Origin of the sequence: Paenarthrobacter sp. JL.01a (assembly GCF_025452095.1) — a bacterium.
In the GTDB taxonomy this organism is placed as follows: domain Bacteria; phylum Actinomycetota; class Actinomycetes; order Actinomycetales; family Micrococcaceae; genus Arthrobacter.
The window spans coordinates 3,224,965-3,247,708 of sequence record NZ_CP104877.1; the positions used below are offsets into that span (position 1 = coordinate 3,224,965).

The window sequence follows — 22,744 nt, forward strand, 5'->3', positions numbered from 1 at the left end:
GCTGGCTAGAGGCTGACGCCGATCAGCAGGGGCTCCGGGTGCAGCTCAATACCAAAACGTTCGACGACGCCGGCCCTCACCTCACGCGCGATGGCCACCATATCCGCAGCCGATGCCGAGCCCCTGTTGGTAATGGCAAGGGTGTGCTTGGTGGACAGGGAAGCGCGGCCACCTGAAACGCTGGACTCCTCCAGACCGAAGCCCTTCCCGAAGCCGGCCTGATCGATCAACCATGCGGCAGAGAGTTTCACCAACCCATCCGATCCCGCCGGGTACTGGGGCGCATTCTCCGGAAGTTCAGCTGCGCGCTCGGCGGGCACGATGGGGTTGGTGAAGAAGGATCCCGTGGAGAAGGTGTCGCGGTCTGTGGCATCCAGGACCATGCCTTTGGATGCCCGGAGCCGGAGAACTTCCTTGCGGACATCGTTGGAGTATGCACGCTTTCCGGCCTCGACTCCCAGCGACCTGGCCAACTCGGCGTAGCGGATCGGTGCACTCATTCGGCCCAGCGGCAGCTGGAATTCCACTGTCAGCACCACATAACGCGGGGACCCCTCAACGGTGGTTTGCTTCAGGATCGAGTCGCGGTAGCCGAACTTCAACTCCGAGTTGGTGAAGGTCTGGACAGCGTTGCGCTCCCGGTCCCAGGTCCGCACGGCGGCAATGGTTTGGGAAACGTCTGCCCCGTAGGCTCCCACGTTTTGCACCGGGGTTGCTCCCGTGGCGCCCGGAATGCCGGAGAGAGCTTCCAGTCCGGACCACGCGTGCAGTACGGAGTGCTCCACCAACGCATCCCAGTTGTGGCCGGCCTGGACCACCACAGAGACACCTCCGCAGCTGTCCTCGGAGTTCACGGTAAAGCCTTCGGAAGCGATCTTCAGGACAGTGCCCGGGTAGCCGTCATCGGAGATCAACAAATTGGACCCTCCGCCGATGATCAGGAGTTTCTCCCCCGCACCGTCGGCCGAGCGGACGGCGTCGATGATTTCCGCTTCGGTGCGGGCTTCAACATAGTGTCCTGCGGGGCCGCCGACGGCAGCTGTGGTCAATTCTGAAAGAAGCATCTGGGTCACCAATCAAGCCTAACGGGATTCGCTGGACTGCATGGACGCAGCCTTCTGCTTGCCGGCCAGCGGTGCCAGGAAGAAACTGACCACCAGCAGGACCAGGGGCGCCAGCAGGGAATGGAGGATGCCGAAATGTTCTGCCAGCAGCCCAAGGAGCGGAGGCCCGCAGAGGAACGCGCCATATCCAATAGTGGACACCACGGACACACGGGCCGCGGCGTGGACTGGATCATCGGCCGCGGCGGACATACCTACGGGGAAGCCCAGCGAAGCGCCCAGGCCCCACACCGCCAACGCCACGAAGGCAAGCCAAGGAACCGGGGAAAATACGAAAAGCGCAAGACCAACGACGGCGGTGGCGGAGCACCAGCGCATCACCCGGACGCGCCCGAACCGGTCGAGCACGACGGTTCCGGTGAACCGACCAACAGTCATGAACGTGACAAACACGCCATAACCCACAGCGCCGGCCGCGTCGCTTTGCCCGTGCCCATCGGCCAGCGCCAAGGCCACCCAGTCTCCCGCAGCACCCTCGGCCAAGGCCAAGCCAAGGACCAGGACCCCGATCAAGAGGGTCCGGCGGTCTCGCCAGGCGAGGGCGACAAGCCGTTTGTTGTCCAGCGGTGGGGCGGGTTCTGCGTCGGACCCGGAGGCCCCGGAAGGCCGGACGCTGACAATGGGCAGCGGTCCCGTCGACGGATCCTGGAAGGTGTCCGTCTCCCGTGGCCTGTAAGGCGCGGCAGCTTGGGCAGTCTTCTCAGCACGGAACCAGAAAGCGGCCGCCACCACCGAGGACGCCACCACTGCCGCTACTACCAGGAAGTGCCAGAACACGGGCATGTCCACTGCGGCTGCCCATGCCCCGAATCCTGCGGCGGCCACGGTTCCAAGGCTGAAGGCCCCGTGCAGGTGCGGCATGATGTGCCGTTCCAGCCCGCGTTCGAGCGCCGCGCCTTCCACGTTGGAAGCCGTGTTCCAACTCGCGGTACCCAGCCCAAGGACAACCAGCCCTGCGGCAACAATGAGCGGGCTGGCAGCGATCGACGTGCCGATGCCCACGATGACCAGGCCCGCGCCGACCATGCAACTGCCGATCCTGCTGGTCAGTCTGGGTCCGAGGCGCAGCACGATGAGTCCTGAAGCCGAAATCGAGATAAAGGACGCAACAGTCATGCACATCAGCAACAGGCCGATGCCGCCCGGGGTCAGGTCCAGGCCATCACGGATCGCCGGCAACCGGGACACCCAGGTGGCAAAGGCGACCCCGCTGGCGGCATAGGAAGCAAGAACAGCGACGCGCCACCGCAACATTTCCGTCGCAGTGGCACGCCGCTGTGCGTCGTTTGCTTGGCTCAAGAGACCTTCACAACCGCCTGCGACTTCATGAGGACTTTCTGTCCGGCAGCCACCACGGTGAGGTCGATACGGGCGGTGCGGGCATCGGCGTCGAGCGCTCCCACCACGCCGGTGACATCAATAACTGCGCCTGCTTCATCGGTGCCGGTGGTGTCGGTAACTACTACGGGCTTGGTGAAGCGCGTCTGGTAATCGACGACGGCGGCAGGGTCGCCTGCCCAGTCGCTCACCAGCTGGACTGCGGCGCCCATGGTGAACATGCCGTGGGCGATGACGCCCGGGAGTTCCACGGACGTTGCAAAGGCCTCGTTCCAGTGGATGGGGTTGAAGTCGCCGGAAGCTCCTGCGTACTTCACAAGGTCCTGACGGGTGACGTCAATGCTGCGCGTGCCAATTTCCTGGCCCACGCTCAGTTCTTCGAATGAGTGGCTCATGGTTACTGTCCCTCTCCGCGGACCAGGATGGACGAGGTCGTGGTGGCGACTTTTTCGCCTGCCTCCGTGGAAATCTCGGAGCGCGTGGTGATCATCGCTCCCCCGCCCATGGCCCGGACGCCGTCGACGTGGAGCTCGGCCACCAGACGGTCCCCGGCAACGATGGCGCGGTGGTGCGTGAATCGCTGATCGGCGTGGACCACACGGGAAAAGTCGATGCCCGACTCGGGGTCCTCCACCAGCTGGGCATCAGCGCGCTGGGCAACGATGATGGCGAACGTTGGCGGTGCCACGAGGTCGCTGTGGCCGAGGGCCTTGGCTGCCTCGACATCAAAGTGCGCAGGGTTGCTGGCCTTCACGGCCTTGGCGAACTCGCGGATTTTTTCACGACCGACGTCGTATACCTCTGCGGCAGGGTAGCTTCGGCCCTGCAGGTCCGGATTGATACTCATGCTCCAACCCTATCGGGCACCGGCCGTGCAGGAAGAGCGGAACTCCCGGCTGCTTATTTCTTGTAGCTCTTGCGGATCTTCTGGCCCCGAACCACCAGTCCTGTGACGTGGAGGATCAGCCCGACGCCGATCACGGGCAAGGATGCCACCGCCAGCGCCTGGTTGCCGGTGGTGTTCCCAAGGATGGACAGGATGAGTCCGACGGCGATCAGCCCCATCGCACTGAAGACCAGCACTTTGTAGGCGGTTGAGGCGGTGGCCCAGAATTGTTCAAGCACCGTCCAAGTCTACCGGGGCTCTAGAACAACGAATCCTGCAGTGCCGGGATCTCCGTGGTGTGGGGCCCGAATTCGATACGCCGCCCTTTCAACGCACCAAGGTCGGCCACGAACGTACCTTCAACCTCATTGCCCTCGGCGTCCGGCAATCCGGCCAAGGCGATGGCCCCCGACAGTGAGTGAACCCGCAGACCGTGCCCACCGCCGTCGAACGCTGCCGGGTACGGATGGCGGATGGCGCCTGACGGCCGGGCGCTGCACAGCTGATGGGCCAACTCAGGCCGCTCCCACTCCTCCTCCACAACGGTGAAACCCGTCATGGCCAGACCGGCCAGCAGTTCACGCACCTCTGCGGCATGCTTGCGGTTTATGGCCTGGAGTTCGACGCCGGTCCGCGGCTCCACGAGCGATGCCGCCTTTGCTGCCGAACGGACCTGCTGGACGAGGCCAAGGTCCCGGGTTACGAGGTCCTCGAGCACGCGGACGACACGGCCGTCTTCAGCGCGTGAAACATAGGAAGCGTGCACAGCGCCCTGTTCCGCCAGACGATTCCATTTGCGCTGGGCCGAGGCGGTGCCGACCTTGCTTGCACCGTTGGCGAAGGTGGCCACGTAGAGCCAGTGCGGCTGCATCAGATAGGAACGAAGCCCGGGCGGTACGGAGCCGCCGCGGTGGAAGTCGTGCATGAGCCGGGAGTCGTCCCGCGCGAAGCAGGCACCGCACTGTTTGCCACGTTCGGCAGGAGAACTGCCGGGACAGGGAACATGTGTCCTGTCGCCGGGGCCGTCCACCTTGACGTGGCCGAGGCACCACAAACCGGGCATAACACGCAGGCCCAGGGATGAACCCTGGGCCAACGCAACATCAGTAAATTCCCCATCCGGGGTGTGGAGCCGCAACGCCGGGGATGATGAGTCCCACGCGACTCCGTGGACCAGCACGGGGCCTCTTACAGGGAAGGCTGGACCCCGAAGGCCACGGCGAGCTTCATGATCTTCTCAGCACGGCCCAGGCGCGGCAGGTCGGAGCCGTCGCGGATGACGCGGCCGTTGGCTTCGAAGTCGTTCATGAAGTCGGTGGCCCAGGCGACGTCGGAAGGCGTGGGGCTGATGACCTCGTTGATAACCGTGGTCTGGTCGATGGCCAGGCACAGCTTGCCGGTCATGCCCATGGTCACGGTGATGCCCGTCTGCTCGCGCAGGATCGGGTGGTTGGTGCCGACGGTGGGTCCATCGATGGGGCCGGGCAGGTTGCCGACGCGGGACGCGACAACCAGCTTTGCGCGCGGGTACGCCATGGCTTCGGGAGTAGCGGCCATGCCGGTGTCGCGGCGGAAGTCACCGGAACCGAACGCGAGGCGGAAGGCACCCTGCGCTCGGGCGATGTGGTTGGCTTCCTCGATGCCGAGGGCTGATTCCACCAGGGCAACCACGGGGGTCTTGCCGTCCATGCGGTGGTAGGACTCGGTGACCTGGTCCGCGGACTCGGTCTTTGCGAGCATGACGCCGAGGAGCCCCGGCGTGCCGCGCAGGCCCGCGAGGTCATCGGCCCAGAAATCGCTGGTGGCATCGTTGATACGGACCCAGGCCTGGCCGCCACCGGTCAGCCAGTTCACGACGTTTTCGCGGGCAGCGTCCTTCTGGGACGGGTCAACGGCGTCTTCGATGTCAAGGATGATGGCGTCCGCACGCGAAGCCGCAGATTCGTCAAAAAGTTCCGTCTTCATGGCGTTCACGAGGAGCCAGGAACGGGCGATATCGGCAGGAATATTGCGGGTGGGCCGAATGGATTCGGCGGCGATGCTAGACGTCATGTATCTACCGTATCCGCCCTGCCGCCCGCAAGGCCAAGAATTCGCGTTCCTTGTGAGGATCAATACGAACTAAACGCCATATGACTGTGGAGTCCCGCAGTATGAAGGCCCGACGGCGGTACACGCCAGTCATGAACGGCCCACCTGACGCTGTTGTTCACGCGGCTCAACACGGCGTCTTTGAGTCTTCCGGTTGCAGGGCGTGGCTCAGGATTTCGTCCCGTTTCGGGCTGTTTCGCAGCGTTTCCGGGCGTTACCGCGCTACTTCCCAGCCGCCGTCGTCATGGGCTTTCATCGTTCCCAAGCCGTTGCACAGCTCGCCAAGTACTTGCCGCAGCGGATCACCCCAACCCACTCCAATCCATCGAAAGTAGCTCCCATGAAACTGCATCTGCCCCTCCTGAGCGTCGCGGCCGCCGTCGTACTAGCGCTGACGGTGAGCGGCTGCGGCGGTGCAGCCGAAGCCGGACAAAGCGGCCAGCCAGGCAACGAGGTCAAGGAACTTCGGTACCAAGGCTCGGCCAACAACGTGACCTTCCCCGAACTGGCAGCCGACCTCGGCTACCTGGGCGACCTGAATCTGAACTGGGTGGGTAACACCACCAGCGGGCCCCAGGACATTCAGTCGGCCGCTACCAACCAGACGGACTTCGGTGGTGCTTTCGCCGGCGCGGTGGTGAAGCTGATCGAAGCCGGCGCCCCCGTCAAGGGCGTGGTCAACTACTACGGCTCCGACGAAAAGAACTTCAGCGGTTACTACGTCAAGGCCGACAGCGACATCAAGGGACCCAAGGACTTGATCGGCAAGAAGATCGCGGTCAACACCCTGGGCGCCCACCATGAGGCTGTCATCAACACCTGGCTGACCAAGAACGGCCTGAGCCAGGACGAGATCAAGCAGGTCCAGTTGGTTCCCTTGGCTCCCAACGACACCGAGGAAGCGATCCGCCGCGGCCAGGTGGATGCCGGAACGCTCGGCGGGGTCCTGCAGGACCGTGCCGTTGAAGCAGGCGGACTGCGTTCCTTGTTCAGCGACGTCCAGCTGTTCGGCAACTTCGCAGGCGGGCAGATCGTGCTCCGCAACGACTTCATCGAGAAAAACCCGAACACCACCCGCACCTTCACCACTGGCGTCGCCAAAGCGATCAAGTGGGCAGCTGAAACACCGCGTGATGAGGTGATTGCCCGCTTCACCAAGATCATCGAAAGCCGCGGCCGCAACGAGAGCACGGCAAACCTGAAGTTCTGGAAGAGCCCCGGCGTACCGGACGCGGGCGTGATCCAGGACAAGGACTTCACGCGGTGGGAAGCCTGGCTGAACTCGGCCGGAATCGTCAAGGACAAGCTGACCGCGTCCAAGTACTACACCAACGACTTCAACGATCTCGCGAAGAAGGGATGACCATGACAGCGAAGATCAGCCTCAGGAATGTCACCAAAAAGTTCACGGTCCGGGCTACCAAGTCCACCCCCGCCACGACGCTGACTGCAATCGACTCCCTCAGCCTGGATGTCCGCGACGGCGAATTCCTCACCTTGGTGGGGCCCAGTGGTTCGGGGAAGACGACGCTCCTGGACCTGCTTGCCGGGCTTTCCACGCCCACCTCCGGAGAGGTATTGGTGGACGGCAAGCCGGTAACAGGACCTGGCAAAGACCGGGCCGTGGTTTTCCAGCAGTACGCCTTGTTCCCCTGGCGGACGGCTTCGGCCAACGTCTCCATCGGACTTGAGGGTGTGGGCCCGGACGGCAAAAAGCTGAACCGCCGCGAGCGCGCCGCGAAAGCCAAGGAGTACCTGGCGCTGGTAGGCCTCGCGGGCTTCGAGGATCGCTACCCGCACGAGCTCTCGGGCGGCATGAAGCAGCGCGTGGCCATCGCCCGCAGCCTGGCGTACGAGCCCGATGTGCTGCTGATGGATGAGCCGTTCGCAGCACTGGATGCCCAAACCCGCGAGCAGCTGCAGGACGAACTGCTGCGGATCTGGAAAGCCACCGGAAAGACCATCGTCTTCATCACGCACGGCATCGATGAAGCCGTGTATCTGGGCCAGCGCGTTGCAGTCTTGAGCGCACGTCCGGGCCGGCTCAAGGAAATCGTGGACATCGATATACCGGACCGTGACGGCGAGGAGGACATCCGCTCCAATCCTGCGTTCGTAGAGCATCGGCACCAGGTGTGGACCCTGCTTCACGACGAAGTCCGCCGGGCACAGGACGCCGGACACCGCAAAATCCTCCCGGACGGCAGTGCCCCGGACGAACCAGCAACCATCCCCGAAAGGAGCGCAGCCTGATGACCACCACCCTCGCACAGGCAGAAACCGCCGCGTCCGCACACCAGCGGACAACCGCCTTCGAGCCTTCCGTTTCACAAGTACCCACGGCGGAACGTACGACGCCGGCACCTGGCCTGGTGCGCCGGGCCATCTCCGCTGTGGGTTCGGGCGTGTGGAAGTCCGCGGCCATCCTTGCCTTTCTGGCGCTGTGGGAGCTCGGGCCGACGTACTTGGCCAGCCCGTCCACCCGGGTCTTCCTTCCGCCGCTGCATGAAGTGCTTCTGGCGTGGGGCAAGCTGTTCGAAGCCGGGACCATCCAGGGCCACATCGCAGCCAGCCTGACCCGCTCGGTGGCCGGTTTCGGCGCGGCCCTTGTGGCTGGTGTATCGCTGGGCTTGCTGATTGCCTGGTACGGACGGCTGAACTCGGTTCTGAACCCGTTGCTGGAACTCTTCCGCAACACGGCCGCCCTTGCCCTGCTTCCGGTGTTCACACTGCTGCTGGGTATCGGTGAAGAATCCAAGATCAGCATCGTGGCGTACGCTGCGTTCTTCCCGGTGCTGCTCAACACGATCGCAGGCGTGAAGACCGTGGATCCGTTGCTGATCCGGGCCGCGCGTTCGCTGGGCCTGAACAGCTTCCGGCTTTTCCAGAAGGTCATCCTGCCCTCGGCGGTTCCGACCATTTTCACCGGTATCCGCATGGCGGGCACGGCCTCGATCCTGGTTCTCATCGCAGCGGAAATGGTCGGCGCCAAAGCCGGACTCGGTTATCTGATCGTGAACGCGCAGAGCAGCTTCCTCATCCCGGACATGTACGCAGGCATCCTCACGGTCTCCCTGCTCGGGCTTGGCGTGAACTTCCTGCTGGTCGGCCTTGAACGGCACTTCTCCCGCTGGCGGACCGCTGTTGGTTCTGCCGCTTCCTAAGTTTTACCCGTGGCGATCCAGCCACACCCATCACTGAAAGAAAAGGAAAAACAATGACTGTCATTACCGAAACCAAGCTCGAATTCGCCAAGCTGGGCTCCCGCATCGGCGCTGAGATCCGCGGCCTGGACATCAGCGGCGACCTGAGCGAGGACACTGTTGCCCAGATCCGTGCAGCGCTCAACGAACACAAGGCACTGGTATTCCGTGAGGCCAACATCCTCACGGACGAAGCCCAGGTGAAGTTCGCTTCGCACTTCGGCCCCTTGACCAAGGCGCACCCCACCGTGGCATCCGTGGAGGGCGAGGAAAACGTCCTGCCCGTGGACAGTGAGAATGGTTCGGCCAACAACTGGCACACGGATGTCACCTTCGTGGTGAACCCGCCGCAGGCTTCCACCCTGCGCAGCATCGACCTGCCTGCTTACGGCGGCGAGACGCTGATCGCTTCTTCGGCCGGCGCCTACCAGGACCTTCCGGAGGAATTGCGCAACTTCGCGGACACCCTGTGGGCCATCCACACCAACGACTACGACTACTCGGTGCCAAAGAACCTGGAGCACGCCAACGCCGAGGAACGCCGCAAGGAGTTCACCCGCTTGAAGTTTGAGACCGCCCACCCGGTAGTCCGCGTGCACCCGCTGACCGGCGAGCGCGGGCTGTTCATTGGCGGCTTTGCGCAGCGGCTACGGATTGTGGGTCTTTCCAACACCGAGTCGAAGGACATCATCCGCCTGCTGCAGGCCTACGTGACCCGTCCGGAGAACGTGGTCCGCGTGAACTGGGAGCCCAACCAGGTGGTGCTGTTCGATAACCGGATTACCCAGCACTACGCTCCGGACAACTACGACGGCCAGCCCCGCAAGCTGAACCGCGTGACCATCGCCGGAGACATCCCTGTGGGTGTGGAGGGGAAGCCGAGCCAGGCCATCCAGGGTGATTCCAGCACGTACTCCGTGGTGGCTCCGGTGACTGCTCCCGCAGCGTCGTAGGGGGTCCTATGTGTTGCTGTTGTAACCCAGCTGAGTCGCAGTAGATGTCGTTTTGAGCGTTCATAACGACACGAACTGCGACTCAGTTGGGTCTAAGGGATGTTGCTTCCCCGGGCTGCCATCCACAGGCCGTACCACTCTGCCCGGGACATCCGCGCAGCCACGTCGGCAGCGTCCGCGCAGGCGCCGATGCGTGAAAGGTTGGTTGTGCCGACCACCGGCGATATCCGGGCCGGATGCTTCATGAGCCAGCCCAGCAGGACAGCTTCGGCCGTCGTGTGCTTCTCCGCCGCCAGGCGTTCGAGCATCGCGGCAACCGCTTCGTCGGCCGAAGACAGCGCCCCGGCCCCGGTGTAGCGCCCTTGGGCAAGCGAACCGTAAGCCTGAAGCTCAATCCCCTTGTCCATGCAGTGCTCAAGGGTCCCGTGCGGAAAGCTGGTTACGGCGCCCTCCGGATGGTTGACCAGCACAGTGCTCTCAAGCCAATCACGCTTCAGCAGGCTCATCTCCAGCTGGTTCGCAACGACCGGCGTTTCCAGGCGGTCCTGGAGGTAGGCGATCTGGGCGCCGGACATGTTGGACACACCCAGTTGCCGCACCTTGCCTTCGGCCATCAACTGCCCGACGGCGTCAGCCACCTCTCGCGCGTCCATCAAGGGATCGGGGCGGTGCAGAAGCAGCACGTCGACGTACTCCGTTTGGAGCCGCTTCAGGCTCTCGTTGACCCGTTCGAGGATGGCGTCGCGGCTGAGGTCGTAATGGGTTTGCAGTCCCCGCTCCCCCAGCCTGATCCCGCACTTGGTCTGCAGCTGGATTTTCTCCCGCAGGCCTGGCGAACGGACGAGGACCTCCCCAAAGACGGCCTCTGATTTACCGCTGCGGTAGATGTCGGCGTGGTCGAAAAGCCCGATGCCGATACCCCGCGCCGATTCAATCACTGCAGCGGCTTGGTCGATTTCAGCGGCCCCGTAGGAGGTGCCGTCCCAGGAACCGCCTAGTCCCATGCAGCCGTAGATGAGGCGTCCCCGCCCGTTCGCATTGTTCACTTGTTGTCTTTCCCGTGCGCTTAGGCTTCGCGGACAATCCAGGCGGTGGTGTCTGCCGGGAGCTTGCCGTCCTCCAAAGGACCACTGCTGACGACGACGGTCCCGGCCGGAAGCTCGAACGCTTCAGCGCCGAAGTTGGTCACCGTTTCCCAGCCGCCCGGGCGGCTGAAGTGCAGCACCTCGGGGTTGCCCGTTTCCACCCACTCGAGTTCCTCCTCGGTCTGCAGTTCACTGCGCAGGCGAAGGGCCTTGCGGTAGAGCTCCAGGGTGGAGCCTTCAACGCCTTCCTGGGTGGACACTGCGTAGTCCTTGAACCATTCAGGCTGGGGCAGGTGTGCAGTACCTGCGCCGAAGCCGAAGGACGAACCCTCGGGAGTCCACGGCAGCGGTACCCGGCAGCCATCGCGGCCGATTTCCACACCCTTGTTGCGGAAGAAGGAGGGGTCCTGGCGTTCAGAGTCGGGAATCTCTGTGACTTCGCGCAGCCCGAGCTCTTCACCCTGGTACAGGTAGGCCGAACCGGGAAGTGCGAGCAGAAGCAAGGAAGCCGCCCGTGCCCGCTTGAGGCCAAGTTCGATGTCCAGCTCTTCAGCCGGAGCACCTGCGAGCAACCAACCCTTGCCGTCCTGGCCCTTGGGTTCGGCACCGGTGATGTCCTGGGCTGCGTTGGTTCCCTGTGCTACGGAACCACCCTTCGGCAGCCCGTAGCGGGTGGCGTGCCGGACGACGTCGTGGTTGGAAAAGACCCACGTGGAAGAGGCGCCGGACTCCTTGGCGTGCACCAGGTTGTCGGTGATGATCTTCTTGAAGGATGCGGCGTCAAAGTCCGACTGCAGCAGGTCGAAGTTGAAGGCCTGGCCCAGGCCCTCGGGGCTGGCGTAACGCGCACGGCGTGACTCGTGGACCCAGGCTTCGGCGACGGCGGTTCGGGGCGGGTTGTATTCGTTGAAGAGTTTGCGCCACTCCGCGTAGACCTCGTGGACTTCGTCCCGGTCCCAGAAGGGGTGGGAGCCGTCGATGAAGCCGTCAGTTCCGTGGGCCTTCTTCAGGAGGTCCGCCTTCATGGGCATCGGCTCGGACAGGTCCTTTGCCATGCCGTGGGCCACGTCGATGCGGAAGCCGTCCACACCGCGGTCGGACCAGAAGCGAAGGGTCTTCAGGAAGTCTTCGCGGATCTCCGGGTTCTCCCAGTTAAAGTCCGGCTGCTCCTTGGCGAAGATGTGCATGTACCACTGGCCGGGGGTGCCGTCCGGTTCCGTGATGCGCTCCCAGATGGGTCCGCCGAACACGGAGTCCCAGTCCGACGGCGGCACTTCGCCGTTTTCGCCCTTGCCGTCACGGAAGATGTAGCGCTCACGTGCGGCCGAGCCCTTCGGCGACGCGAGGGCTTCCTTGAACCACTCGTGCCGGTCTGAGGAGTGGTTGGGGACGATGTCCACTACCAGCTTGATGCCGGCTGCGTGCAGGGCTGCGGCCATCTCGTCAAAGTCCTCAAGCGTTCCGAGCTTGGGGTCCACGTTCCGGTAGTCGTCCACGTCGTAGCCGCCGTCGGCAAGCGCGGAAGGATAAAACGGGCTCAGCCACACAGCATCAACGCCGAGTTCCTGAAGGTAGGGAACCTTGGCCGTGATGCCCTTGATGTCACCCAGGCCATCACCGTTGGCGTCGTAGAAGCTGCGGGGGTAGATCTGGTACACCGCTGCCTGGCGCCACCAGTTGGGGTCGGCCATGCGGTCGGAGTGGGACAGGTTTGCCTTGGTGGCGGAGGTGCTCACGAAACTCCTTTGATTTAGATTCTAAATTTAGTTCCCGATCCAGTATGTGACGGCTGGCGCGTGAGGTCAACAGCCCTCGTGCGTCAGCCTTTGACAGCGCCCTGCGTGACGCCCGCCATGACCCACCTCTGGGTGAAGAGGTAAGCGACGATCGCTGGCGCCATGGCCATCAGGTAGGAGGCGAAGGAGACGTGGTAGTTGTTGCTGAACTGCGTCTGGAACAGGCTCTGCCGCACGGGAAGGGTCTGAAGTGCCGGATCGGAAATGATCAAAGAAGGCATCATGAAGTCGTTCCAGGCATAGAGGAAAGCGAAGATGCCCACTGTGGCACTCATCGGAGCCAGCAAGGGAAAGATCAGCTTCCAGAACGTCTGCCACGTGGTGGCTCCGTCGATCCTGGCGCTTTCTTCCAACTCCATGGGAATGGAGCGCAGGAACGCGGTGAAGAGAAGCACGCTGAAGCTCAGTTGGAACATCGTGGCCAGCAGGATCACGCCGAACGGGTTGTCCAGGCCCAGCCGCCCGGTCAGTTGGATCTGAGGCAACGCCACCACCGGGAAGGGGATGAACATTGCCGCGAGCAGGTAGAAGAACGAATACCGGAACAAGCGCCGGTCCCAGTTGCGGACAATCGCGTAGGAGGCGAAGGCCGCGAGGACGATCGTGGCAACCACGGTCCCGGCTGTAACCAGCAAGGACATCGCCGCACCCACGGGGAAGTTGGTCAGTGTCCATGCCTGGATGAAACCGTCGAGGCTGAAGGGAGCCGGCAAGGAAAAGGCATTGCCGTCCACGGCCTGCCCTTGAGTCTTGAAGGCCATGGACACGGTGACATACAGGGGCAGCAGGACAGTTACTGCGCACAGGACAAGCACGGTGGTGGCGGACCAGTTGATCCGCTCCGGCTTTTCGGTTGAACGCCGGGCACTTACAGAAGTGGCTTTGGTGGCGTGTTCAGAGTCGAGGGTGGCTTGTGTGCTCATCAGAGTGCGTTCCGTCCGCGGGTGAGGGATAGCTGTACGAGGGAGATGGCGATGGCTACCAGGAAGAAAATGGTGGCGTTGGCCATCTGGTAGGCATAGTCGCCGCCGTTGAAGCCGGTGATTACCGTCATGGCGATGCTTCGCGTGGAGGTGCCCGGCCCACCGTTGGTCAGACCCACGATGATGTCGTAGGCATTGAGGAAACCCTTGAACCCGAGGATGACGTTGATGACCACATAGCCGGCAACCAGCGGCAGCGTGATTTTGAGCAGTTGCTGTGTCTTGCTCGCACCGTCGAGGTCTGCTGCCTCATAGACGTCTCCCGGTACGGCGACGAGGCCCGCGATGTAGATGAGCAGTGATCCGGGAACTGCCTGCCAGGCAGTGACCAGCACAATCGCAATCCACGCCAGGTCAGGGTTGGCCAAGAGGCTGCCCTCCAACCATGGAATTCCGGCGGAGGCGCCGAACGCCGGCAGGGAATTCGAAAAGAGGAAGTTGAACACGTAGGCGATGATGATGCCGAAAACAACCATCGGGATGACGAAGACGGTCCGCAGCGCCGACTTCATCCGGATGCGGGAGGTCAACCCCACGGCCAGGAGGAAGGCGATCACGTTTACCGCGATGACGGTGACAATCGAGAAACCGAACGTGAACAGGTAGCTCTGCAGGATGGCCGGGTCGCTGAACAATGCGATGTAGTTGGTCAGCCCGACGAACTCCCAGTCGCCGATGCCAATGGAGTCCGTAAAGCTGAAAAAGATACCGATGACGCCCGGCACGGTGATGGCCAAAGTGAAAAGGACAAGGCTCGGCAGCAGGAAAAGGTAGAAGATCGGCTCAACCCGCTTCCCCTTACGCTGTTTCGGCACTGGCCCCCGCCCGATGGTCCGGGAGTCCCCTGGGCTCTCTGAAGATTTTGATGTTGCGATGATGGACATTTTTCTGGCTCCCTGTCTGCGCTACTGGCGGAAGGCCAGGCGTGCCCAGTCTGCGTCGAGTGTGCGGAGGGTGGTTGTGGCGTCGGCTCCAAACACGAGCGCCTGCGTGTAGTTCATGATGGGGATCGTCTTGGGAACCAGCACGGACGGCCCCTGGTATACCTGGGCGTTGTTGTAGTACTTGGCCATTCCCTCGACCCTGGGGTCGGGGGCTCCGCTTGCATCCTTGGTGGGGGTGAATCCCAGCTGCGATGCGTTGTAGGCCTCGATCACTTCGGGCCTGTAGAGGTATTCGAGGAATTCATGGGCCGCGTCCTTGTGCTTGGACGCCTCCGGAATCCAGGCGGCGAGGTCCACGTTGACCCGCACGCGCAGGTCTTCCGGATTTTCCGTCATGGGCAGTGGGAAAGTACCGAGCTTCAAGTCCGGCGCAGTCTTGGCAACTTCGCTGAAGGCCCACGGACCCTGCAGGTACATGGCGGCCTTGCCCTGCGAGAAAGCGAGGTTGCCGTCTCCGTAGGCGCGGCTCGCGGCGTCTTTGTTGACGTAGTTCTTAGCCAGCGTCAGCATCTTTTCCACCGGCTGGCCGAAGTCCTTTTGGAACGAGGCCTGGGATTCCGGTCCCACGGCCGTCCCTTCGGAGGCCAGCTTGTCGAAGAAGCCGAGGGTGTCCACTTGGCCGCCTACCGAGTAATCGAACCATCCTTGGGCGATGGTCCAGTCGTCTTTCCAGGTTGCGTAGAAAGGCGTCACTCCGGCCACTTTGAGCTTGTCGCAGGCAGCGATCAATTCGCTCCAGGTGCGGGGAACCTCGATGTTGTTGGCAGCGAAGATCTCCTTGTTGTAGATCACTGAGGACGCCATGATCGAGTACGGCAAGGCGCTGGTCCGGCCCGGATAGGAACCGTACTGGTCCATCAGCGGCTGGAGGTCTTCGCGGATGCGGGAGGCTGCCCCGGTGTCCGACAAGTCGCTCAGGACTCCCCGTTGGATAAACCGTGAGGTCTCCATGTTGTAGTTGGCCAGGGCGATGTCCGGCGGGTTTCCCCGAACGAAGCTGGCAGACACAACGTCAACACCGGAGGTATCAAGCACGACTTCCGTATGGTCCTGCGATGCGTTGTAGTCGGCCACCAGCTTGGTCATGAAGCCGATCGCCTCCCGCTTGCTGAAAGTGAAGCGGATGGTCTCTTTTCCCTGATCCCCGGAACATCCCGAGAGCAGTCCTGCGAGCAATGCCAATCCGAGGCCCATTGCTGCCATGCGTTTCTTGCGTGTCAAATTCACAGACACGTAGTCCTTTCGTCGTGCGGCCCCTCTGCCGCATGCGTCGGATGATGGCGCGCTACATCACCCAGGAGTTTAGATAGGAGATAAATTTATTATCTGCCATAAGTATTCTGTGAGCGTCGCCACATGGTCAAGCCAGCAGGCGTAACAAGGCAAAGTATAAATTTATGTACTAAATTTAGAGCGGTCGATGAGTGCTTAAATCGCCTCGTCCGGAAAGTTGGGAGCACTGCATGATGAGTGGAACCGCGCCGTCCACACAGCTGGTACGCCGGCTCAATGCCGGAGCCATGCTCAAGGCCATGCGCGGAGCCGGCGTCGTCACAGGCACGGAGCTCATGACCATGACAGGCTTGTCCCGGGCCACGGTCATCTCCATCTGCGACGAACTGGTCCGCCTCGGCTGGCTGCAGGAGCTCGAGAACCAGCGCGGCGCAGGCGACTACATCAAGGGCAGGCCCGCCCGCAGGTTTGTTTTCGACGACGGCGCTGCAAGCGTGCTGGGGATCGACATCGGCGTCAATAAGATCACCGCAATCGTTGCCGACATGGCAGGGACTCCCCTGTCCCAGGTCACCATGCCCTTCCGGACCTACAACGTCTCAGCGGCCGAGCGCGCCGACGTGCTGGACAAGATTGCCGCTGAAGCGCTCGAACAGGCCGGAGTTCCCGCCGGCTCGGTGCTGGCGGTATCCGTAGGCGTAGCCGCGCCCGTCACCCGGGAGGGCGAAGTCCTCACCGTCCAGGAGTTCTGGAAGTCCTTTGATGTCCGCCGGATCGTCTCGGAACGGCACGGCTGGCACGTCCTGCTGGAAAACGATGCCAACCTCGCGGCCCTTGCAGAACGCTGGCGAGGTACGGCCAAGGGTGTAGACAACCTGGTGGTCATGCTGGCCGGCGACCGCCTGGGCTCCGGCATCCTCGAATCCGGACGCCTGCTGCACGGCCAGCTGGGCGGATTCGGCGAACTGGGGTTCCTCAACAACGTCGAAGGTGTGGGGAGCACCTACGGCATCGCCTACGAAGCCAACGCGGCGGGACGGGAAGCTTTGAAGAAGCAGGGTGCTACGAAGCTGCGGGCGCTCTGCGGCGGCAATCCCGATGCCCTGACCGCCGAAATGGTCTTCACCGCTGCTGCCGAAGGTGACGCTGCCTCCAGGAAAGCGCTGGAGAGCGTCGCCCTCCGCATGGCCAGGGTGATTGGCGCCATCAGCACCTTGGTCAATCCTGAGCTCGTGGTGATCGCCGGAGGAGTTGCCGCCTCCGCCGAAATGCTGCTGCCCGGCATCGCCAAGCACCTTCCGGAGTTCACTTTCACTCCCCCGAGGCTGGCAACCTCGATTGTGGGTGACGGAATCGTTTCCCTCGGAGCGATCCGGCACGCCCTGGACTACGTCGAAGAGCACGCATTGGACCTCTCCCCCTCGTCGCGGACCAACCGGGCTTCCTGAGCCTGGGCCAAGCGCCAACTACTCCGGCATGGACATGGTCCGCAGGTCCAGCTGGCGCAGGACCCGGTCCGCCACTTCGGGATCGGTCCCCGGCTCATTCCGGGCCTGGACCACTTCCATCCGTGCCGCATCCAAGGCGATGGTCTGGACAGTGATGGCCAATTCCCGGCCCCGCTCGCGTTTTTCCTTGGCAGACTCGTTCTTCAGGGTGCCATCGAGCAGCTCGGCGTGCAGCCGGCGCATCTTCTCCTTGACCAGCGCCACCTTCTCCGGAGGAAGCTCCTTCATCAGGTCGTGGTCCTTCAGGGCAGCAACCGCCGCCGTCTGGGCCCGCTTGGCCAGGAGCCGGGCAGCATCCTTCTCATGCGAGCCGTCCTCGGTAGCGTCCAGCACCCGCATCAACCAGGGCAGGGTCAACCCCGGAAGAACCAGGGTGGCCAGCAATACAGCACAGGAAATAACCAGGATTTCGTGCCTTGCCGGGAAATCGCTGCCATCGGGCAACGTCAAAGGAAGCGCCAACGCGAGAGCCAACGTGGCGAGGCCGCGCATTCCGCACCACGTGAGGATGAGTACTTCTTTGGGCGAGGTGGGCTGCAGAAGGTTGCGCCGCCGTCGGGCCGTCAACGCAAGCAGCCCAAGCCACAGGTACCGCACCACGAATACCAGGACGCAGATCACCACGGCCATACCGACCATTCCGAAGATGGCAGTGCCTTCGTCCCTGATCACCTGCCGGATCTCAAGCCCCACCAGGCCGAAAGCCAGGCCGGTGGCGAGCAACTCCACCACGTCCCAGAACGCCGTCCGCGTAACGCGTTCGGCAGCGTCCTGGGGACGGGCGTGGCGCTGCAGTTCCAAGGCAGTAACGACGACGGCGACCACGCCTGAGGCGTGCAGCTCTTCGGCGAGGATGTAGGCAGCAAAAGGAACCACCAGGGTGACTGCGCTGCGTGCCACCATGGACGTGACCAGCTTGGTAATGAATTTGGTCAGCCAACCCATCGCGATGCCGATCACCACGGCCAGCGCCGCACCCAGCACGAACTGGGGGATGACCTCGGGGCCCACTTCCTTGCCGGACATGGTGGCTGCGACGGCGGCCTGGAAGATCACGATGGCAGCGGCGTCGTTGAAGAGGCCTTCACTTTGAAGGACAGTGATGAGCCGGCGCGGCATGTGCACCCGGCCTGCAACGGACTCCACCGCGACGGGATCCGGCGGGGCCACCATGGCTCCCAGGGCGATCGCGGCAGGGATACCAATGCTTGGAATCATCAGCCAGGCGGCCCCTGCCACCGCGGCGGTGGTGACCACCACCAAGGCCACGGCCATCAACAGCAAGGTCCGCCACCGAACCCGGAAAACCGCCCAGGAACTCTTCTGGGCGGTGGCGAAGAGCAACGGCGGCAGGAAGATCGGCAGGATCAGTTCCGGGGAAATCTCGAACTCGGGAAAGCCGGGAATGAAGGTCAGGGCAACGGCCAGCAGCAGCATGAGGACCGGATACGGCAGACGGAGCCGGTCCCCCAAACCAACCGCGAAGACTGTTGCAAGCAGCAACCCGATTATGAGCGCCAGCTGATCCATGTTCCTGCTTCCCCAGATGTTGTACGGCCACTTCCCCGGGCGCGACCGGAAAAGTTCCCTACAAACATATCCCGAGGCACCGACACATCCCCACGGGTCCCGTCACTCCACGGGTCCCGTCACTCCTTCGTCAGGGCGTCCACCACGTCCTCGGTGCCATCCTTGAACGGGATGGTCTTGCCAATGGTTTCGGGCAGCTCCAGGACGGCGGCGGCAACCAGGGCAACGTTGGCGCGGGAGGTCTGCGTGCCATCATCGGGGTTCGCGGGATGCAGCTCGATCAGTCCCGTGGCCGGCTCATCGGTGAGGCTCCCTGGACCCAGCACAGTCCAGTCGAGGTTGGTGCCGCGCAGGTAGTCGTCGGCTGCCGCCTTGGATTCCGCGTAGGCAAAGAAGGGGTGGTCCTCGGGAACGCCGTGTTCCGTGGAAGCGCCGATGTAGGACACCATGACGTATCTCTTCACACCAGCCTCCCCGGCAGCGTCCATGGAGCGGATGGCAGCGTCGCGGTCCACGGCATAGGTCCTTGCGGGGTTGCCCCCGCCGGCCCCCGCGGACCAGACCACGGCATCGTGGCCCTTCAACGCCTGGGCGAGTTCCGTCGTCGTCGAATGTTCAACGTCAAGGACCTCCGCGGAGGCGCCCGTACCCGTGACATCCGCCACATGGTCGGGATTTCGGATGAAGGACGTGACGTCGTGACCTTCACCACTAAGAATCCGGGACAGATGCAGGGCCACTTTCCCGTGGCCGCCAATAATCGCGATTCGGCTCATGGACCCATTCTGTCCCAGAAAACAAAAAACCCCGCAGACAATATCTGCGGGGTCTTGCTCTGTAGCGGTGGGGAGGCTCGATCTCCCGACCTCACGATTATGAGTCGTGCGCTCTAACCAACTGAGCTACACCGCCACGGATGAGAAAAGCCTGCGTCAGCCGGTCAAAACCGCCTTGACGCAGGCCCTCATCCAGAGCCCCCCACCGGAATCGATCCGGTGACCTCGTTCTTACCAAGAACGCGCTCTACCACTGAGCTAGGGGGGCAACGAGTAAATACTCTACCGGACGTTTTCAGAAGCTACAAATCGGCGAATCCAAAGGGAAAAATGGCCCCGACACAATTTGCAAAACAGCTGTTTACCTGATCTACGAACGGAGAAAATCAGGGCAGGCGCAGCACCTGTCCGGGGTAGATCTGATCGGGGTTGGGGACGGTGTCTGCGTTGGTGGCGATCAAGGCGCCGAGGTCCACTCCGAACTGCGCGGCGATGCCGCTCATGGTGTCCCCCTGCTCCACAACGACCTCCGTGACACGCGGCGCCACTGGTCCGGGCTGCCCCGTCGCTGCAGCCGCCTCTACAGCTGCCTCCTGCGCCTGGGGCTGGACTTCCGGGGCCTCAGGCTCCAAGCCCTCCCGCGAGGCTTCCTCGGCCGCTGCGACGTCTGCTGCGGCCTGTTGCCGCGCCGCTTGTGCCGCGGCAGCTTCGGCCGCGGACGTGTCCGCTGCTGAAACCGCGACGGCGGCAGCATCCTCCTCGGCCTGCGTCACCGCCGTGCGGTCCTCCAGCGGCTCCGGCGCACCGCTACCGCGCGTCCCGCCGTCGTCGTGCTGTGCCTCGTGCTGCGGCTCGTGGCCGCGCTTATCTCCAAAGCCAAGGTTCTTCTTCAAGTTATCCAGCAAACCCATGGAGCACACTCCCCTGTTCAGCGCGGCGTTCACGTGCCGGTACCTTCGTCCGGCACCTTGATCGTACGGCGCGTCAGCAGCACATGTAACCCCGTTAACGCCGCAAGGGGCCGGCTCGAAAGCCGGCCCCTTGACGGGAACTACTTAGTGTTTACCACTTGGCAGTGTTGCCACCTGGCAGTGTTTACCACTTGCCCTTGCGGTTGAAGTCGCGGTTGCTGCCTTCGCCGCCCGTGCGGGGCTTGCGGGCACCGTCACCGTGTCCGCCGTAGCGCGAGCCGCTTGCCTGGCCACGATCGCGGTCGCCGTAGCTACCGGAGGTGCGCTCGGCGCGGTCGCTGTACGAGCGGCCACCACGGTCAGCGGAGGAACGCTCGCCGTCGGACTTGCGGAACTCCTTCTTGAATCCGCCGTTGCCCTTGAAGTTGCCGCCACCGCGGTTGTCGCGGTCGCCGTAGCCGCCGCGTCCGCCGCCGGAGTAGCCGCCACGCTCGCTGTTGGGCCTGCGGCCGTTGTCCAGCTCAAGGTGGATCAGCTCGCCGCCGATGCGGGTACGGGACAGTGCACGCAGCTGCTCGGGGCTCAGGTCCGCCGGGAGCTCAACCAGGGAGTGGTCCGAGCGGATGTCGATTCCGCCGATCTGTGCGGAGGAGATACCGCCTTCGTTGGCAATGGCACCCACGATGGAACCGGGCATGACGCGCTGGCGGCGTCCGACGGCGATCCGGTAGGTGGCGTTGCCCTCGGTCAGCGCACGGGTCGGGCCACGGGAACCGAAGCCGTCCTTGGAGCGCTCACGCTTCTGGTACTCCGGAGCTGCGGGCAGTTCCTTGACCAACAAGGGCTGTCCGCCCTGGGCCATGACGGCAAGCGCCGCAGCGATCTCGGCAGCCGGGACCTTGTGCTCTTCCTCGTAGGAAGCAATGAGGTCGCGGAACATGGCCACGTCCTCGGACTCGAGGGTCTCCGTGATGCGCTCGGCAAACTTGCCCAGGCGCAACGAGTTGACGGTCTCGGCCGTAGGAAGGTGCATCTGCTCCACCGGCTGGCGCGTGGCCTTCTCGATGGCACGGAGCAAGTACTTCTCGCGCGGCGTCATGAACAGCACGGCGTCGCCGTTACGGCCTGCACGGCCGGTGCGGCCGATGCGGTGGACGTAGGACTCGGTGTCGTGCGGAATGTCGTAGTTGATCACGTGGCTGATGCGCTCAACGTCAAGACCGCGGGCGGCGACGTCGGTGGCCACAAGGATGTCGATCCGGCCTTCCTTGAGTGCGTCCACAGTGCGTTCACGCTGCTGCTGCGGGATGTCACCGTTGATGGCTGCGGCCTGGAAGCCGCGGGACTTCAGCTTGTCGGCAAGGTCCTCGGTAGCCATCTTGGTCCGCACGAAGGCGATAACGCCGTCGAACTCTTCAACCTCGAGGATGCGGGTCAGGGCATCCAGCTTGTGGGGGCCCATGACCTGGAGGTAACGCTGGCGGATGTTGGTGCCCGTGGAGGTCTTGGACTTCACGGAAATCTCGGCAGGGTTATTCAGGTACTGCTTGGACATGCGGCGGATCTGGCCGGGCATGGTGGCAGAGAACAGAGCAACCTGGCGGGTGTCCGGAGTCTGCTGGAAGATCTGCTCCACGTCATCGGCGAAGCCCATGCGCAGCATCTCGTCAGCTTCGTCCAGGACCAGGTACTGGAGCTCGGAGAGGTCCAGGGAGCCCTTGGCGATGTGGTCGATCACGCGGCCGGGGGTACCGACAACAACCTGAGCACCGCGGCGCAGGCCGGCGAGCTGCGGGCCGTAGGCCGAGCCACCGTAGACCGGCAGGACAGTGAAGTCGTCAATGTGCTTGGCGTAGGAGGTGAACGCCTCTGCAACCTGCAGGGCCAGTTCACGCGTCGGAGCCAGGACCAGGGCCTGGGTCTTGCGGGAGGGGCCGTTGAGGTCGTGAAGCTCAGCCAGGCGGGACAGGGCCGGAACAGCGAAAGCTGCGGTCTTGCCGGTACCGGTCTGGGCCAGGCCAACGACGTCGCGGCCTTCAAGCAGGAGCGGGATGGTGGCGGCCTGGATGGGCGAGGGCTTCTCGTAGCCAACATCCTGAAGGGCGGCCAGAACACGGCCGTCGATGCCAAGATCGACGAACTTGATGCCTTCTTCTTCCTCTTCTTCTGCCTTGGGGGCAGGAGCTTCGGTGAAGGCGGGGGCTGCAGACTCAGCTGCGGCAGTCTCGACGGGGGCAGCGGCAGCAGCCGGTGCTTCAGCTTCGGCGGGAGCGGCTGCTTCAGCAGACTCAGCGTTCTGCGCGTCGAAGTTTTCGTTGAGATTTTCGGTCATAGGGAGAAATTCCTCATCCATAGGGCAGTCGGCGCGACCCGGTTGGGCTGG

21 protein-coding genes and 2 tRNA genes are annotated in these 22,744 nt (G+C 63.4%); 5 read left to right on the top strand and 18 right to left on the bottom strand.

The genetic code is table 11. The features are described 5' to 3' along the window. Positions 1-5: 5 nt before the first annotated feature. Genes N5P29_RS15175 through N5P29_RS15205 form a run of 7 tightly spaced genes read right to left on the bottom strand, consistent with a single transcriptional unit; the run spans position 6 to position 5,400 of the window. Positions 6-1,073 carry a UDP-N-acetylmuramate dehydrogenase gene (locus tag N5P29_RS15175; RefSeq protein WP_262275652.1) on the bottom strand — a complete coding sequence of 356 codons (1,068 nt, stop codon included), beginning with the start codon at positions 1,071-1,073 and terminating at the stop codon, positions 6-8. A 9-nt stretch (positions 1,074-1,082) separates the two neighbouring features. Further along, the gene (locus N5P29_RS15180) at positions 1,083-2,378 is read right to left on the bottom strand and encodes an MFS transporter (protein WP_262278601.1); all 1,296 of its coding nucleotides are present in this window, start codon (positions 2,376-2,378) and stop codon (positions 1,083-1,085) included. Between the two features lie 41 nt (positions 2,379-2,419). After that, entirely contained in the window at positions 2,420-2,857 is a 438-nt protein-coding gene (locus N5P29_RS15185) for a MaoC family dehydratase (protein ID WP_262275653.1), read from the bottom strand. 2 nt (positions 2,858-2,859) lie between these two features. Next, a complete protein-coding gene (locus tag N5P29_RS15190; RefSeq protein ID WP_144648633.1) occupies positions 2,860-3,309 on the bottom strand; it encodes an FAS1-like dehydratase domain-containing protein in 450 nt (149 codons plus the stop codon). A gap of 53 nt (positions 3,310-3,362) precedes the next feature. After that, on the bottom strand, positions 3,363-3,587 hold the full coding sequence (locus N5P29_RS15195; protein ID WP_144659371.1) for a DUF3188 domain-containing protein: 225 nt from the start codon (positions 3,585-3,587) through the stop codon (positions 3,363-3,365). Positions 3,588-3,607: 20 nt separating this feature from the next. Beyond that, positions 3,608-4,528 carry a DUF2797 domain-containing protein gene (locus N5P29_RS15200; protein WP_262275654.1) on the bottom strand — a complete coding sequence of 307 codons (921 nt, stop codon included), beginning with the start codon at positions 4,526-4,528 and terminating at the stop codon, positions 3,608-3,610. Positions 4,529-4,536: 8 nt separating this feature from the next. Further along, positions 4,537-5,400 (bottom strand): HpcH/HpaI aldolase/citrate lyase family protein, encoded by an 864-nt coding sequence (locus N5P29_RS15205; RefSeq protein WP_262275655.1) that lies wholly within the window; start codon positions 5,398-5,400, stop codon positions 4,537-4,539. A gap of 379 nt (positions 5,401-5,779) precedes the next feature. Here N5P29_RS15205 and N5P29_RS15210 point away from each other — a divergent pair, with 379 nt between their 5' ends. Genes N5P29_RS15210 through N5P29_RS15225 form a run of 4 tightly spaced genes read left to right on the top strand, consistent with a single transcriptional unit; the run spans position 5,780 to position 9,595 of the window. Continuing rightward, positions 5,780-6,802, top strand: a complete 1,023-nt coding sequence (locus tag N5P29_RS15210) for an ABC transporter substrate-binding protein (RefSeq protein WP_262275656.1) — start codon at positions 5,780-5,782, stop codon at positions 6,800-6,802. 2 nt (positions 6,803-6,804) lie between these two features. Further along, positions 6,805-7,692: an ABC transporter ATP-binding protein gene (locus tag N5P29_RS15215; protein WP_262275657.1), complete on the top strand. Its 888-nt coding sequence runs from the start codon at positions 6,805-6,807 to the stop codon at positions 7,690-7,692. Then, positions 7,692-8,603 carry an ABC transporter permease gene (locus N5P29_RS15220; RefSeq protein ID WP_262275658.1) on the top strand — a complete coding sequence of 304 codons (912 nt, stop codon included), beginning with the start codon at positions 7,692-7,694 and terminating at the stop codon, positions 8,601-8,603. Before N5P29_RS15215 ends, N5P29_RS15220 begins: the two co-directional genes overlap by 1 nt. 53 nt (positions 8,604-8,656) lie before the next feature. Next, a complete protein-coding gene (locus N5P29_RS15225; protein WP_262275659.1) occupies positions 8,657-9,595 on the top strand; it encodes a TauD/TfdA dioxygenase family protein in 939 nt (312 codons plus the stop codon). A 92-nt stretch (positions 9,596-9,687) separates the two neighbouring features. On the opposite strand, the gene N5P29_RS15230 is transcribed toward N5P29_RS15225, so the two are convergent. The 5 genes from N5P29_RS15230 to N5P29_RS15250 all read right to left on the bottom strand — a co-directional run bounded on the left by N5P29_RS15230 (position 9,688) and on the right by N5P29_RS15250 (position 15,636). Beyond that, positions 9,688-10,599: an aldo/keto reductase gene (locus N5P29_RS15230; RefSeq protein WP_262278602.1), complete on the bottom strand. Its 912-nt coding sequence runs from the start codon at positions 10,597-10,599 to the stop codon at positions 9,688-9,690. A gap of 62 nt (positions 10,600-10,661) precedes the next feature. Then, positions 10,662-12,416, bottom strand: a complete 1,755-nt coding sequence (locus N5P29_RS15235) for a glycoside hydrolase family 13 protein (RefSeq protein WP_262275660.1) — start codon at positions 12,414-12,416, stop codon at positions 10,662-10,664. A gap of 83 nt (positions 12,417-12,499) precedes the next feature. After that, positions 12,500-13,399, bottom strand: a complete 900-nt coding sequence (locus N5P29_RS15240) for a carbohydrate ABC transporter permease (RefSeq protein WP_262275661.1) — start codon at positions 13,397-13,399, stop codon at positions 12,500-12,502. Continuing rightward, a complete protein-coding gene (locus N5P29_RS15245; RefSeq protein ID WP_262275662.1) occupies positions 13,399-14,343 on the bottom strand; it encodes a carbohydrate ABC transporter permease in 945 nt (314 codons plus the stop codon). The genes N5P29_RS15240 and N5P29_RS15245 overlap by 1 nt, the downstream gene beginning before the upstream one ends. 21 nt (positions 14,344-14,364) lie before the next feature. Further along, the gene (locus N5P29_RS15250; RefSeq protein WP_262275663.1) at positions 14,365-15,636 is read right to left on the bottom strand and encodes an ABC transporter substrate-binding protein; all 1,272 of its coding nucleotides are present in this window, start codon (positions 15,634-15,636) and stop codon (positions 14,365-14,367) included. Positions 15,637-15,866: 230 nt separating this feature from the next. On the opposite strand from N5P29_RS15250, the gene N5P29_RS15255 reads away from it, so the two are divergent. Then, complete coding sequence (locus tag N5P29_RS15255) at positions 15,867-17,084, top strand: ROK family protein (protein ID WP_262275664.1); 1,218 nt, start codon at positions 15,867-15,869, stop codon at positions 17,082-17,084. Positions 17,085-17,102: 18 nt separating this feature from the next. On the opposite strand, the gene N5P29_RS15260 is transcribed toward N5P29_RS15255, so the two are convergent. The 6 genes from N5P29_RS15260 to N5P29_RS15285 all read right to left on the bottom strand — a co-directional run bounded on the left by N5P29_RS15260 (position 17,103) and on the right by N5P29_RS15285 (position 22,693). Beyond that, the gene (locus N5P29_RS15260; protein WP_262275665.1) at positions 17,103-18,674 is read right to left on the bottom strand and encodes a Na+/H+ antiporter; all 1,572 of its coding nucleotides are present in this window, start codon (positions 18,672-18,674) and stop codon (positions 17,103-17,105) included. Between the two features lie 119 nt (positions 18,675-18,793). Further along, positions 18,794-19,450 (bottom strand): SDR family oxidoreductase, encoded by a 657-nt coding sequence (locus N5P29_RS15265; protein WP_262275666.1) that lies wholly within the window; start codon positions 19,448-19,450, stop codon positions 18,794-18,796. 62 nt (positions 19,451-19,512) lie between these two features. Beyond that, positions 19,513-19,586: transfer RNA gene (locus N5P29_RS15270), tRNA-Met, on the bottom strand. Between the two features lie 60 nt (positions 19,587-19,646). Next, positions 19,647-19,718: transfer RNA gene (locus N5P29_RS15275), tRNA-Thr, on the bottom strand. Between the two features lie 118 nt (positions 19,719-19,836). Then, a complete protein-coding gene (locus N5P29_RS15280; RefSeq protein WP_262275667.1) occupies positions 19,837-20,394 on the bottom strand; it encodes a LysM peptidoglycan-binding domain-containing protein in 558 nt (185 codons plus the stop codon). A gap of 151 nt (positions 20,395-20,545) precedes the next feature. Next, the gene (locus tag N5P29_RS15285; protein ID WP_262275668.1) at positions 20,546-22,693 is read right to left on the bottom strand and encodes a DEAD/DEAH box helicase; all 2,148 of its coding nucleotides are present in this window, start codon (positions 22,691-22,693) and stop codon (positions 20,546-20,548) included. Positions 22,694-22,744 lie beyond the last annotated feature (51 nt).

What these genes read in the sequence shown, in the direction of transcription:
- N5P29_RS15215 (WP_262275657.1), top strand. Translation starts at nt 6,805, where the DNA reads ATGACAGCGAAGATCAGCCTCAGGAATGTCACCAAAAAGTTCACGGTC.
- N5P29_RS15185 (WP_262275653.1), bottom strand. Translation starts at nt 2,857, where the DNA reads ATGAGCCACTCATTCGAAGAACTGAGCGTGGGCCAGGAAATTGGCACG.
- N5P29_RS15180 (WP_262278601.1), bottom strand. Translation starts at nt 2,378, where the DNA reads ATGTTGCGGTGGCGCGTCGCTGTTCTTGCTTCCTATGCCGCCAGCGGG.
- N5P29_RS15210 (WP_262275656.1), top strand. Translation starts at nt 5,780, where the DNA reads ATGAAACTGCATCTGCCCCTCCTGAGCGTCGCGGCCGCCGTCGTACTA.
- N5P29_RS15245 (WP_262275662.1), bottom strand. Translation starts at nt 14,343, where the DNA reads ATGTCCATCATCGCAACATCAAAATCTTCAGAGAGCCCAGGGGACTCC.
- N5P29_RS15230 (WP_262278602.1), bottom strand. Translation starts at nt 10,599, where the DNA reads ATGGGACTAGGCGGTTCCTGGGACGGCACCTCCTACGGGGCCGCTGAA.
- N5P29_RS15285 (WP_262275668.1), bottom strand. Translation starts at nt 22,693, where the DNA reads ATGACCGAAAATCTCAACGAAAACTTCGACGCGCAGAACGCTGAGTCT.
- N5P29_RS15190 (WP_144648633.1), bottom strand. Translation starts at nt 3,309, where the DNA reads ATGAGTATCAATCCGGACCTGCAGGGCCGAAGCTACCCTGCCGCAGAG.
- N5P29_RS15255 (WP_262275664.1), top strand. Translation starts at nt 15,867, where the DNA reads ATGATGAGTGGAACCGCGCCGTCCACACAGCTGGTACGCCGGCTCAAT.
- N5P29_RS15225 (WP_262275659.1), top strand. Translation starts at nt 8,657, where the DNA reads ATGACTGTCATTACCGAAACCAAGCTCGAATTCGCCAAGCTGGGCTCC.
- N5P29_RS15260 (WP_262275665.1), bottom strand. Translation starts at nt 18,674, where the DNA reads ATGGATCAGCTGGCGCTCATAATCGGGTTGCTGCTTGCAACAGTCTTC.
- N5P29_RS15265 (WP_262275666.1), bottom strand. Translation starts at nt 19,450, where the DNA reads ATGAGCCGAATCGCGATTATTGGCGGCCACGGGAAAGTGGCCCTGCAT.
- N5P29_RS15205 (WP_262275655.1), bottom strand. Translation starts at nt 5,400, where the DNA reads ATGACGTCTAGCATCGCCGCCGAATCCATTCGGCCCACCCGCAATATT.
- N5P29_RS15220 (WP_262275658.1), top strand. Translation starts at nt 7,692, where the DNA reads ATGACCACCACCCTCGCACAGGCAGAAACCGCCGCGTCCGCACACCAG.
- N5P29_RS15240 (WP_262275661.1), bottom strand. Translation starts at nt 13,399, where the DNA reads ATGAGCACACAAGCCACCCTCGACTCTGAACACGCCACCAAAGCCACT.